The organism is Xanthomonas euvesicatoria pv. euvesicatoria, from assembly GCF_020880415.1.
GTDB classification, from domain to species: Bacteria; Pseudomonadota; Gammaproteobacteria; order Xanthomonadales; family Xanthomonadaceae; genus Xanthomonas; species Xanthomonas euvesicatoria.
Genome location: NZ_JAJIUJ010000026.1, coordinates 40,791 through 51,757, shown reverse-complemented (window position 1 = coordinate 51,757; position 10,967 = coordinate 40,791). Strand labels below are relative to the sequence as shown.

12 protein-coding genes and 1 pseudogene are annotated in these 10,967 nt (G+C 66.8%); 8 read left to right on the top strand and 5 right to left on the bottom strand.

The window, feature by feature from the left end:
- From LN450_RS04340 to LN450_RS04325, 4 genes and pseudogenes are all read left to right on the top strand, one after another.
- Positions 1–263: pseudogene (locus LN450_RS04340) on the top strand (hypothetical protein); the annotation flags it as partial.
- 419 nt (positions 264–682) lie between these two features.
- Complete coding sequence (gene ttcA / locus LN450_RS04335; protein ID WP_014091470.1) at positions 683–1,600, top strand: tRNA 2-thiocytidine(32) synthetase TtcA; 918 nt, start codon at positions 683–685, stop codon at positions 1,598–1,600.
- Between the two features lie 63 nt (positions 1,601–1,663).
- Positions 1,664–2,569 carry a recombination-associated protein RdgC gene (locus tag LN450_RS04330; protein ID WP_008577753.1) on the top strand — a complete coding sequence of 302 codons (906 nt, stop codon included), beginning with the start codon at positions 1,664–1,666 and terminating at the stop codon, positions 2,567–2,569.
- A 562-nt stretch (positions 2,570–3,131) separates the two neighbouring features.
- The gene (locus tag LN450_RS04325) at positions 3,132–3,917 is read left to right on the top strand and encodes a YgjP family zinc-dependent metalloprotease (protein ID WP_011349082.1); all 786 of its coding nucleotides are present in this window, start codon (positions 3,132–3,134) and stop codon (positions 3,915–3,917) included.
- Between the two features lie 135 nt (positions 3,918–4,052).
- On the opposite strand, the gene LN450_RS04320 is transcribed toward LN450_RS04325, so the two are convergent.
- From LN450_RS04320 to hemH, 3 genes are read right to left on the bottom strand one after another with little or no spacing between them, the layout of a single operon-like run.
- Positions 4,053–4,361, bottom strand: coding sequence for a hypothetical protein (locus LN450_RS04320; protein WP_046934857.1), 309 nt, complete (start codon positions 4,359–4,361; stop codon positions 4,053–4,055).
- A gap of 7 nt (positions 4,362–4,368) precedes the next feature.
- Positions 4,369–5,229: an alpha/beta fold hydrolase gene (locus LN450_RS04315; protein WP_039419263.1), complete on the bottom strand. Its 861-nt coding sequence runs from the start codon at positions 5,227–5,229 to the stop codon at positions 4,369–4,371.
- A 2-nt stretch (positions 5,230–5,231) separates the two neighbouring features.
- Entirely contained in the window at positions 5,232–6,197 is a 966-nt protein-coding gene (gene hemH / locus LN450_RS04310) for a ferrochelatase (protein WP_011349079.1), read from the bottom strand.
- A gap of 153 nt (positions 6,198–6,350) precedes the next feature.
- On the opposite strand from hemH, the gene LN450_RS04305 reads away from it, so the two are divergent.
- The 4 genes from LN450_RS04305 (at position 6,351) to tatC (ending at position 8,935) form a co-directional block, all read left to right on the top strand.
- Positions 6,351–7,259, top strand: a complete 909-nt coding sequence (locus LN450_RS04305) for a lipid-binding SYLF domain-containing protein (protein ID WP_011349078.1) — start codon at positions 6,351–6,353, stop codon at positions 7,257–7,259.
- Positions 7,260–7,331: 72 nt separating this feature from the next.
- Entirely contained in the window at positions 7,332–7,559 is a 228-nt protein-coding gene (gene tatA / locus LN450_RS04300) for a Sec-independent protein translocase subunit TatA (protein WP_003484969.1), read from the top strand.
- 15 nt (positions 7,560–7,574) lie between these two features.
- Positions 7,575–8,201 carry a Sec-independent protein translocase protein TatB gene (gene tatB, locus LN450_RS04295; RefSeq protein WP_011349077.1) on the top strand — a complete coding sequence of 209 codons (627 nt, stop codon included), beginning with the start codon at positions 7,575–7,577 and terminating at the stop codon, positions 8,199–8,201.
- Positions 8,198–8,935 carry a twin-arginine translocase subunit TatC gene (gene tatC, locus LN450_RS04290; RefSeq protein ID WP_005923115.1) on the top strand — a complete coding sequence of 246 codons (738 nt, stop codon included), beginning with the start codon at positions 8,198–8,200 and terminating at the stop codon, positions 8,933–8,935. The genes tatB and tatC overlap by 4 nt, the downstream gene beginning before the upstream one ends.
- Positions 8,936–9,119: 184 nt before the next feature.
- Here tatC and LN450_RS04285 read toward each other — a convergent pair whose 3' ends face one another.
- Positions 9,120–10,019 carry a BPSS1780 family membrane protein gene (locus LN450_RS04285; RefSeq protein WP_014091465.1) on the bottom strand — a complete coding sequence of 300 codons (900 nt, stop codon included), beginning with the start codon at positions 10,017–10,019 and terminating at the stop codon, positions 9,120–9,122.
- Between the two features lie 59 nt (positions 10,020–10,078).
- Positions 10,079–10,831, bottom strand: coding sequence for a glutamine amidotransferase (locus LN450_RS04280; protein WP_003484963.1), 753 nt, complete (start codon positions 10,829–10,831; stop codon positions 10,079–10,081).
- Positions 10,832–10,967 lie beyond the last annotated feature (136 nt).

Here is a 10,967-nt window from a genome sequence, read left to right as displayed (position 1 = left end):
CCGATCTTGCCGATGCCGGGGAAATATTCTTTCGCGCCGATGTACACGGTGTTGCTCATGGGGTGAACTCCTGCAGCAGGGGAGGGAAGAGAGGGAAAGCGTTACACCGGGACATCGGCATCAGCGCACAGGCCATGGCCACGTACGCGTTGCGCAGCGCGCATGGCACCGGCAACCGATGCGTCCGCGCGACTGCCATCGGCATCCAGCCAGAAAATGTTAGCGCTACCACAACTGCGACTGAAAAAAGCCGCGCGTTGTAGCGAAGCTGAAGATGCCATGCCGGTCCCGGGTCAAGCGACCTGCCGACTGTACCGAGCCTGCCGCAGAAAGGCTTGCTGCGCTGCGAGATACGAGCTGTGCTGTGGCACCGCACCAGGCAACGCGGGTCAATGGAGGCGGCCCGCAAGTAACAATGCGCGCAGCTACCGTGCGCATTGCACGCTGACGACTGCATGCATCTGCGGACAAAAAGCCGGACTGCCGGCAAGTGGTTACCTGGCAACGGCCGCAGGACACCATGTCCAGGCAACAGGTCTGCATCGACCGGCGCCATTGCAGCCGTCCGTGCCGCTGCCGCGTCAACGTCCAATGCGTCACAAGGGCTGCGTGTCGGCGTGCCACCCCCGCGCGCAGCCAACCCCGTCGCCTGCCAGCCCCCGGCAGCTACAATGGCCGGCTTATGACCGCTGTCCTGCCGCTGCCGCAACCCCTGGCCGACCCCGCACCGCGCGACCCGCGCCAGCGGTTGCAGCGCGAACAGCTGCGCCTGGGCAAACGCCTGCAGCGCCAGGTCGGCCAGGCGATTGCCGATTTCGGCATGATCGCACCCGGCGACAAGGTCATGGTCTGTCTGTCGGGCGGCAAGGACAGCTACACCTTGTTGGACATGCTGCTGCAGTTGCAGCGCAAGGCGCCGGTGCCGTTCAGCCTGGTGGCGGTTAACCTGGACCAGAAACAGCCCGACTTTCCCGCCCATGTGCTGCCGGCCTACCTGCGCGGGCTGGGGGTGCCGTTCGATATCGTCGAGCAGGACACCTATTCGGTGGTCAGCCGGGTGATTCCAGCCGGCAAGACGATGTGTTCGCTGTGCTCGCGGCTGCGGCGCGGCGCGCTGTATGCCTACGCGCAGACGCATGGCGTGACCAAGATCGCGCTCGGCCATCACCGCGACGACATCGTGGCCACCTTCTTCATGAACCTGTTTCACCACGCGCGGCTGGCGGCGATGGCGCCCAAGCTACGCAGCGACGACGGCGCGCATGTGGTGATCCGCCCGCTGGCCTATGTGCGCGAAGCCGACATCGCGGCGTACGCGCAGGCGCGGCAGTTCCCGATCATTCCGTGCAACCTGTGCGGCAGCCAGGAAAACCTGCAGCGCCAGCAGGTCGGCAAGCTGTTGCAGCAATGGGACCGCGAGTTCCCCGGCCGCGTGGAGCAGATCGCCCGCGCCTTGGGCGATGTCCGCCCCGAGCAATTGGCCGATCGCACGTTGTTCGATTTCCTGGCGCTGGGCCGCAGCGGCGATGCGCCGAGCGATGTTGATCCCGATCCCAGCGCGTGGCTGTCCGCCAGCCACGCCCCCCACGACAGCGACTGACGCCGCCGCTCCGGCTGCCGGCAGTCTTCCACCCTCCACGTTTTTCTTCATTCGGTCCAACGCATGTTCTTTCGCAACCTCACCCTGTTCCGCTTTCCCACCACCCTGGATTTCTCCGAGATCGACACCTTGCTGCCGCCGGTGCAGCTCAAGCCGGTCGGCCCGCTGGAAATGAGCTCGCGCGGTTTCATTTCCCCGTTCGGCCGCGACGAGCAGGAAGTGCTCTCGCACCGTCTGGAAGATTTTCTGTGGCTCACCGTCGGTGGCGAGGACAAGATCCTGCCCGGCGCGGTGGTCAACGACCTGCTCGAGCGCAAGGTGGCCGAGATCGAGGAAAAGGAAGGCCGCCGCCCCGGTGGCAAGGCACGCAAGCGCCTCAAGGACGATTTGATCCATGAGTTGCTGCCGCGCGCCTTCGTCAAGAGCTCGCGCACCGACGCCATCCTGGACCTGCAGCACGGCTACATCGCGGTCAACAGCTCCAGCCGCAAGAGCGGCGAGAACGTGATGAGCGAGATCCGTGGCGCGCTCGGCAGCTTCCCGGCGCTGCCGCTCAATGCCGAAGTGGCCCCGCGCGCCATCCTCACCGGCTGGATCGCCGGCGAACCCTTGCCCGAAGGCCTGAGCCTGGGCGAAGAGTGCGAGATGAAGGACCCCATCGAAGGCGGCGCGGTGGTCAAGTGCCAGCACCAGGAACTGCGCGGCGACGAGATCGACAAACACCTGGAAGCCGGCAAGCAGGTCACCAAGCTGGCGCTGGTGCTGGACGACAATCTGTCGTTCGTGCTCGGCGACGATCTGGTGATCCGCAAGCTCAAGTTCCTCGACGGCGCCCTGGATCAGCTCGAACACAGCGAAGACGATGGCGCACGTGCCGAACTCGACGCACGCTTTGCGTTGATGAGCGCGGAAATCCGCCGGCTGTTCCTGTTGCTAGAAACCGCGTTGAAGTTGAGCAAGGCCGAGTAACCGGAACGTCGGACGGTGGCGGCGTTGAGGCGCGATGCGTGGCGCGAATCAAACGCTTTCGGTGCGTCGAGGGCGCGGTGCCCTCGCCACACGCGGGACACGCCGTGAATCCATCCGTGGAGGCTCGGCGGCGACATCCATGTCGCCACACGGTCCCGCAAGCGGCAAGGACACCGCACCAGACAAGGTGCGGATCGTTTTAGTGAAGGCCCTGCACACCGGCCAACTCGACGAGTCCTTGCCTGCCCGCCGTCGCGGGACACGCCGTGAACCCGTCGCTGGGGATTCGATGGCGGCATCCATGCCGCCAAAAGTCCCGCAGGCGTTGAGAACACCGCACCAAAGCGTTCTTCCGCTGCTCTCGTGAAGGACATACGTGCGATGTGTCCTGCGCGGTGGCGGACAAGGGCCCGGCAGCAACGTTGCAGAACAGCTGCCCCACCACTGATCCATCGGTTGGCCAATCGCTTCCAGGGACGACGCCGATCACGGTCTGGCAGTCACCGAGTGCGGCAATCGATGCGTCTCACCGCCTGACACATCGCGGCGGTATCCTGTGCGCATGTTCAAGCCCGTCCGCCGCCTGATTGTTCCGCCCTCGCAGGTTGTCGAACGCGACTGCGTGCACGTGCAGCTGGACGGCCGCGACATCGCAGTGCTGCGCGTGCGCGATCCGCGTGCGCGACGCATCAAACTCAGCGTCGACGAGCGCGGCGCACGGCTGACCTTGCCGCTGCGCGCAAGCCTGATGTCCGGCGAACGGTTTCTGCATGCGCATCTGGACTGGCTGACCACGCAGCTGTCGCGGTATCAGCAGGTCGATGCGTTTCCTGCGCTTGAGCGTGGCGTGCCCGGGCAACTGCCGTTGCGCGGTGCGTTGCTGCCGTTGAGCTGGCACGAAGGGCGCTATGCACGCATCGATATCACCGACGACGGGGCGCAGTTCCATGTGCCCATCCGCCTGGGCGATGCCGGCCTGCGCCGCACCTTGAAGGAATTCTACGAAGCGCAGGCACGCGCCGACGTCGGCCGCTGGTTGCCGGGTTATCTGCCCGGCCTGCCGCGCGCACCGGCACGGCTGCGGCTGAAGGTGATGTCCTCGCAGTGGGGCTCGCTCGCACCGGATGGCTCGATGGCGTTGGACCTGGCGCTGGTGCTGGGTCGCCCTTCCGCGTTCGAATACGTGCTGGTGCACGAGCTCTGCCACCTGGTGCAGGCCAACCACTCGCCTGCGTTCTGGGCCGAAGTGGAGCAACGTTTTCCCACTTGGCGCGAGGAACGCAGTTACTTCCACGAACACGGCCGCCAGCTCAAGGCGCAACTGCGCCGGTTGCTGCACGTGCAGTGATGCAGGCGTAGCGCGCGGCTGCGATGATGTGCCTTTCGCGACAGTGGTGCAGCTACGGGTGCGGCAACAGCAACAGCAATAGGCGATTGGTGCGGCCGGCACCGGCGAGTGGTCAACGCTGCAGCGAAGATGCCGCTAGCGCCACGCGTAGGAGGCAGCCCGGGCAAGTTGCCGGCAGGCCAGCGGCGACAGCCAGGCAAAGCGTTTTGACAGGGCGTGTTCTGCAGCCGCAGCGCCTGCGTCCAGGGTGCGCGCCGACATCCAGTGGTCGGCGTGACACGCCGCTGCCCATGCCTGCTCCAACAGGACGCGATCGCCTGCATCCAGGTGGGCAGCGGCGCGCACCGCCTGGATGAAGGTCCACGGCGCATGCCACCGATCGAAGGATTCGAGTGCGCCCACGACACGGGCGGCATCTGCCACGTTCACCTGCGCGATTGGCATCTGCGTATCACGCGTGACGCAAACCATCCAAGAAGCCGTTGATCACCGCCGCGACTGCTTCCGGCGCTTCCATATGCACGTGGTGCGTGCCGGGCAGCAGCTGCAGGCGTGCGTCGCGCATCATCGCCACGCGGTGGTCGCGCAATGCTTCCGGGAAATACGCCTGGGCGGGCGTGGCGAAGATCGCCTGGGCGGGGCAGGCGATGGAGGCCAGCAGCACGTCGATCTGCGCTTCGGTCATGCGGATGGCGGTGGGCAGGGTCAGGCGCGGATCGCTGCACCAGCTGTAGCCACCTTCCACCACGCGTACGCCGCGTTCGACCAGCAGCCGTGCAGCCGGTTCGGTGAGTTGGTTGGCCATCATGCGCGCGCGTACCGGCATTTCCATCGACGGAAATACCCGCAGCGGCCGCTCTGCCAGCGTGCGTGCCGACGCAACGGCATCGCGCAGGCGTGTGGCAGTGCTTTCCACGGGCTCGGCCAGGGCGCCCAGCGCCTCGATGGCGATCAAGGCCTCCACGCGTTCGGCCGCAGCGGCGGCCAGCAGGCTGGCAATGCCGCCGCCCATCGAGTGGCCGAGCACGGTGAAGCGCTCCCAGCCCAGGGCATCGGCGACCTGCAACAACATGGCGATCGCGCTGCTGAGCGTGTATTCGGCGCCTGTCGGCAGCCAAGCGCTGTGGCCATGGCCGGGCAGATCCAGCAGCACCAGATCCAGCTCCTGCGCGCGCAGATGCGCGCTCAGCGGCACGAAGCTGGCCGCGTTGTCCAGCCAGCCATGCAAGGCCAGCACCCGGCGCGGGCCGCGATCTTGGTTGCGCAGTCCGGTGATCCGGCCGATGGCCAGGTCGCACGCAAACGGCTCCAACTTCACGCCCGGCGCGCCACGGCGGCCAGCGCCTGCGCATGCGCATCGCTGGCGTTGAGGCAGGGGATGTAGCTGAGCGTGGCACCACGCTCGGCCAGCGTTTCGGCAAAACCCAGCGCCACTTCTTCCAGCGTTTCCAGGCAATCGGTGGCAAAGCCCGGACAGACCAAGTCGAAGCTGCGCACGCCGCCTTCGGCCAATGCCCACAGCGTGGGTTCGGCGTACGGCTGCAGCCAGCGTTCGGCGCCGAAGCGCGACTGGTAGCCCATCTGCCACTCGTCCGCGCCCAGCCCCAGCGCTGCCACAATGGCCTGCGCGCTGCGTTCGCACTGCTGCGGATACGGGTCGCCGGCATTGGCCACGCGCTGCGGCAGGCCGTGGAAGGAAAACATCAATTTTTCGCTGCGCCCATGCACCTGCCAGTGCGCGCGAATCGACTCGGCGATCGCGGCCACCCAGCCGGCGTCCTCGCAGTAGTCCTGGATCACCTCCACCGCGATCTCCGGCGCGCTGGTGCGCCATGCCTCCACCACATCCTGGATCGAGGCGGTGGTGGTGGTGGAATACTGCGGATACAGCGGCAGCACCACGATGCGCCTGATGCCGCGCGCGCGCAGCCCGTCCAGCGTCTTGCGCAAGGCCGGCTCGCCGTAGCGCATGGCCCATTCCACATGCCAGTCGGGCATCACCGCTTGCAGGCCGTCGGCCAGGCGGCGCGTGTAGACCGCCAGCGGCGAGCCCTCCGGCAACCACACCTTGGCGTATTTTTCGGCCGATTTCGGCCCGCGGATCGGCAGGATCACCCCGTACAGCAGCGGCTTCCAGAACAGTGGCGGAATCGCGACCACGCGGCGGTCGCTGAGGAACTCGGCCAGGTAGCGGCGCACGGCCGGGGCGGTCGGCGATTCGGGAGTGCCCAGGTTGACGACCAGCAGGGCGGTATCGGGTGTCGTGTTCATGCGCACCATTCTGGCAGAGCCGGGCACCGCTGCCGACAGCAGCGCAACGATCGCTGCGATCGGCCGTCTCTTCCGCGCCGGTTGCGCTCACCACCGATTCATTGCGCCGGTACTAACGTCGCGGCATTGCTATCTTTGACGGATTCTTCCTTGGAGCTTGTCATGCCTCGTTTGTCGCGCCTGGCCCTGTTGTTGTCGCTGACGTTGGTCGCCGGCCATGCCGTCGCCGGCCCGGAAGAAGACCAGCGCGCACGCAATGCGGTGCGGGTGCTCACCGAGATCATGAAGATCCCCGAGCAGGCCATTCCGGACAAACTGCTCGACGAGGCGCGCGCCATCGTGGTCATTCCCGACACGCTCAAGGCCGGTCTGGTGATCGGCGGCCGCCGCGGCCACGGCCTGATGTCGATGAAGAATCCCGACGGCAGCTGGTCGCAACCGGTGTTCGTCAAGCTCACCGGCGGCAGCATCGGCTTCCAGGCCGGCGTGCAGTCCTCCGACGTGGTGCTGGTGTTCCGCAACGACCGCAGCCTGGACAACATCGTCAACGGCAAGTTCACCCTTGGCGCCGACGCCGGCGTGGCCGCAGGTCCGGTCGGGCGCAACGCCGCCGCGGCGACCGACGGCCAGCTCAAGGCCGAAATCTGGTCGTGGTCGCGTGCCCGCGGCCTGTTCGCCGGCGTGGCGCTGGACGGTGCGGTGCTGCAGATCGACGATGCCGCCGACCTCAATGCCTACGGCAGCGGCGCGACTCCGCGCATGATTTTCGAAGGCCGCACCAACGAACGCCCATCCACCGATGTGATCGCTTTCCGCGACCGGCTGGAAGAGGCGACCTACACCGCGCGCGCCAATCGCAGCACCGATGCCGCCGCCGATGGCGCGCCGCCGGCACCGCGTCCGCAGACCCCGCCGCCGGTGCAGGCACAGCAACCGGCCAATGTGCCGCCGCCGGGCAGCGAAGCCAGTACCGTGCCGATGCAGCCCAGCACCACGCCGCCCGCCCAGCAGGGTTTTCAGCCGGTATCGGAGGGCGAAATCCGCACCGAATCACTGGACGGCAACCGCTAACGCACTGTCATCCCCCTGCGCGGTGCGCTGGGGTATCCTGCGCGTTCCATCTTTCAAGCAAGCGAGCAGATCATGGGCGGTTTCAGCATTTGGCACTGGCTGATCGTGCTGGTGATCGTGTTGCTGGTGTTCGGTACCAAGCGGCTCACCAGCGGTGCCAAGGATCTCGGCAGCGCGGTCAAGGAATTCAAGAAAGGCATGCACGACGACGACAAGCCGGCCGGCAAGCTCGGCGACGACTCCCGCACTGCCGAGCAGGCGCGTGAGGCGCAGGCCGAACGCGACCGCGACGCGCGCTGATCCGGAGCGGCGTCGGTGTTTGACATAGGTGTTGGCGAACTGACGCTCATTGCGGTCGTCGCCCTGGTGGTGCTCGGCCCCGAGCGTTTGCCCAAGGCGGCCCGATTTGCCGGATTGTGGGTGCGCCGTGCCCGAATGCAGTGGGATTCTGTCAAGCAGGAACTCGAACGCGAACTCGAGGCCGAAGAGCTCAAGCGCAGCCTGCAGGACGTGCAGGCCTCGCTGCGCGAGGCCGAAGACCAGCTGCGCAACACGCAGCAGCAGGTCGAGCAGGGCGCCCGCACGCTGCATGACGACGTCAGTCGCGATATCGACATCCGCGCCAGCGCCACGCCGGTGGCAACGCCGCTGGAACTGGCCCATGCGGATTTGTCTGCCAGCCCCGATGTGGATGCAACAGCCGGCGTAACCGATGCGGCTGGAGCTGCACATACCGCGCCGGTGATTGCGCAGGCTCAACCCATTGCGCCAGCGCCGCATCAAACCCTGGTTCCGGCTCCGCACGACACGATAGTGCCCGCGCCGCATGCCGCGCATCTTGCCAGCGCGCCCGAGCCGGTCGCCGTTGCGCCAGTCGATGCGGGCACACCGGCCGCGTGGACGCCGAGCGCGCCAGCCAAACTCCAGGAGAAACAGCCGTGAGCCTGTTCGACGACGCACAGGCCGAAAGCAGTCTGATCGAGCATCTGGTCGAATTACGCGCCCGCCTGGTCCGCGCGCTGATCGGTCTGGGCGTGGTGTTGCTGGCGCTGCTGCCGTTTTCGCGGGCGATCTATTCGTGGCTGGCCGCACCGCTGATCTCGCAACTGCCGCTGGGGCAGACGATGATCGCGATGAATCCGGCCGGCGCGTTCTTCGCCCCGCTCAAGCTGACCTTCTTCGTGGCGGTGTTCTTCAGCGTGCCGTGGCTGTTGTATCAGGCCTGGGCGTTCGTGGCGCCGGGGTTGTACCAGCGCGAAAAGAAGCTGGCATTTCCGCTGCTGGCGTCGGCGGTGGCGCTGTTCTATATCGGCTGCGCGTTCGCCTATTTCCTGGTGTTGCCGGCGGTGTTCCACTTCCTGACCACGTTCAAGCCAGACGTGATCGCAATTACCCCGGATGCCAATTCGTACCTGGATTTCGTGCTGGCCATTTTCTTCGCCTTCGGCGCGAGTTTCGAACTGCCGGTGGCCTTGGTGATCCTGGTGCTGCTGGGCTGGGTCAGCCCCAAGCAGCTCAGCGAAGGCCGTGGCTACGCCATCGTCGGCATCTTCATCCTGGCCGCCGTGCTCACCCCGCCAGACGTCGTATCGCAGCTGATGCTGGCCATCCCGATGTGCCTGCTCTACGAGCTGGGCATCATGGCTTCGCGTGCGGTGGCGCCGAAGAGCGCCTAGTGCCGTCGCTGCACCGAAGCGCGCCGCCATGCAGGTGCGCGGTGCGGTCGTCTTCGGGCACATGCGTCGCTGCGCGGCGTCGCCCCGGACGCCATGGTCCACGTTAGGAGCGCGCCCGGGCGCGACCAAGCCTACGTCGAGAAGCCCCGGTCGCGCCCAGGTGCGCTCCTACAGCCGCGCGAATTCAAGCAACAAACACATCCGGTCGCGATGGCGGGGCTGGTTGGGCGGCGGCGCCGGCGTGGGTGAACATCTGCTTCCACGCGGCGTAGACCGAACCGGCGAACACCGGCATCAGCACCGCCATCAACAGCAGTTGGGCCAGCCACATCGCCACGGTCTGGCCGGCAATCAGGCCGACGATCAGCGCCACGATCATGACCGCGAAATAGATCGCGAAAATGGCGATGAAGGCCAGGACGAAGAACACCAGCATCGCCGGCAGGTTGTGCAGGCTGGCGCGCAGGCTCTCGCGCAGCGCGTGGCCACCGGTGCTGCGGTCGAACATGACCTGCGGCGGCATCACGAACAGCGCCAGCGTCATCGCCGCGAAGGTGGCGATGGTCAGCAGCAGCCACAGCAGGATGCGCCCGGCCGGCAGGCTGGCGGCCAGCTGCTCGATCTGCACCGGGTCCGGCTGCGCGCCGGACTGGCTGATCTGGTTGATCTTCACCATTACCTCGGACAACTGCTGCAGCCCGCTGGCGCCGATCATCGCCAGCAGCAGCACGCCCAGCAGCAGGCCGGCGATCAGCTGCGGCAGCAGCGACACCAGCAGGTGCGGCGCGCGGCCGTCCTGCAGGCCATGCAGCAGATGCGACGGTTTGGCGATGCGGCCTTCGTCCACTTCGCGGATGGCCCACAGCAGGCCGCCCATGAACAACGGGCCGGCCAGCACCAGCAGGAACTGCAGAGCCGGGCCCAACAGCGGCACCAGGACCGACAGCGATACCACCAGCGAGGCGGCCACGCTCCAGATCACCCCCATCGAGCCAAGCGCCAGCGGCGCCCGCTTCAACAGCGAGAAACCGGTCAACAGCCACTCTGCGCCGGCAGATGCCGGCACCTTACGAATTTCGCTCATTCCCATTCCGGATCGATACGCGCGCCGGACCATCCGGCGTCACGCGATTATCGCTGCTTTTACGTGTGCGCGGCGGGACGAGCGCTCACTGTTTGCAACCGGCGTGCGTGATGCACGAAGCGGCGCAACAACTTGCGGGCGATGGGGGCGGCGGTGACCTCGCGGGCGACCGTGCGGGCGCAACGTCCGTGGCGGGCAATGCAGTCGGCACGCGCCTGCACATAGCCGCGCATGTGGTGGGTGGCGAATTCGGGGTGGAACTGGACGCCCCAGGTGGCCCGGCCCCAGCGGAAGGCATGGCAGCGGTCCTGCCGGGAGTGCGCCAGCACGATGGCGCCGTCCGGGGCACGCACGACCGTCTGCAGATGGGTGGCATGGGCCGGGAACTGCGGCGGAAGCCCTGCGAATAAAGGATCCTGCTCGGCCGGCGGGTGCAGCTCCAGCGCGATGGTGCCGGATTCGCGCCCGGCCGGGTTGTAGTCGACCTCGCCGCCCAGCGCGTGCGCCAGCAACTGGTGCCCGTAGCAGATGCCCAGTAGCGGCATGCCCTGATGGGCGGCATGGCGCAGCCATTCGGCACTGCGTTCGCTCCAGTCGGCGCGGTCGGTGACGAAGGCGGCCGAACCGCTGACGATGATGCCGGCAAAGTCGGCCGGGTCGGGCAGCGCGTCCCCATTGGCAACGTCGATGGCCACCGTTTCCTGCTCGGCCAGCCCGGCCGCCACGCGGATCCAGTGCGGAAAACGGCCGTATCGCTTCATCTCCGGCACGGGCTGCCCGGTTTCGATGATCAGGAACGGCAAAACGGACATGCGCAAAGATCCGGACACAACAGATGCCCCCGATTGTAGGCGGCAGCGACGCGTTTTTTTCAAGCGGCACTCCAAGACGCGCGCTGCGGGTCATTGCCGAATGACATGTCCTGATTCCCTCGCGGCGGGATGCCGA

What these genes read in the sequence shown, in the direction of transcription:
- ttcA (WP_014091470.1), top strand. Translation starts at nt 683, where the DNA reads ATGACCGCTGTCCTGCCGCTGCCGCAACCCCTGGCCGACCCCGCACCG.
- LN450_RS04330 (WP_008577753.1), top strand. Translation starts at nt 1,664, where the DNA reads ATGTTCTTTCGCAACCTCACCCTGTTCCGCTTTCCCACCACCCTGGAT.
- LN450_RS04325 (WP_011349082.1), top strand. Translation starts at nt 3,132, where the DNA reads ATGTTCAAGCCCGTCCGCCGCCTGATTGTTCCGCCCTCGCAGGTTGTC.
- LN450_RS04320 (WP_046934857.1), bottom strand. Translation starts at nt 4,361, where the DNA reads ATGCCAATCGCGCAGGTGAACGTGGCAGATGCCGCCCGTGTCGTGGGC.
- hemH (WP_011349079.1), bottom strand. Translation starts at nt 6,197, where the DNA reads ATGGTGCGCATGAACACGACACCCGATACCGCCCTGCTGGTCGTCAAC.
- LN450_RS04305 (WP_011349078.1), top strand. Translation starts at nt 6,351, where the DNA reads ATGCCTCGTTTGTCGCGCCTGGCCCTGTTGTTGTCGCTGACGTTGGTC.
- tatA (WP_003484969.1), top strand. Translation starts at nt 7,332, where the DNA reads ATGGGCGGTTTCAGCATTTGGCACTGGCTGATCGTGCTGGTGATCGTG.
- LN450_RS04285 (WP_014091465.1), bottom strand. Translation starts at nt 10,019, where the DNA reads ATGAGCGAAATTCGTAAGGTGCCGGCATCTGCCGGCGCAGAGTGGCTG.
- LN450_RS04280 (WP_003484963.1), bottom strand. Translation starts at nt 10,831, where the DNA reads ATGTCCGTTTTGCCGTTCCTGATCATCGAAACCGGGCAGCCCGTGCCG.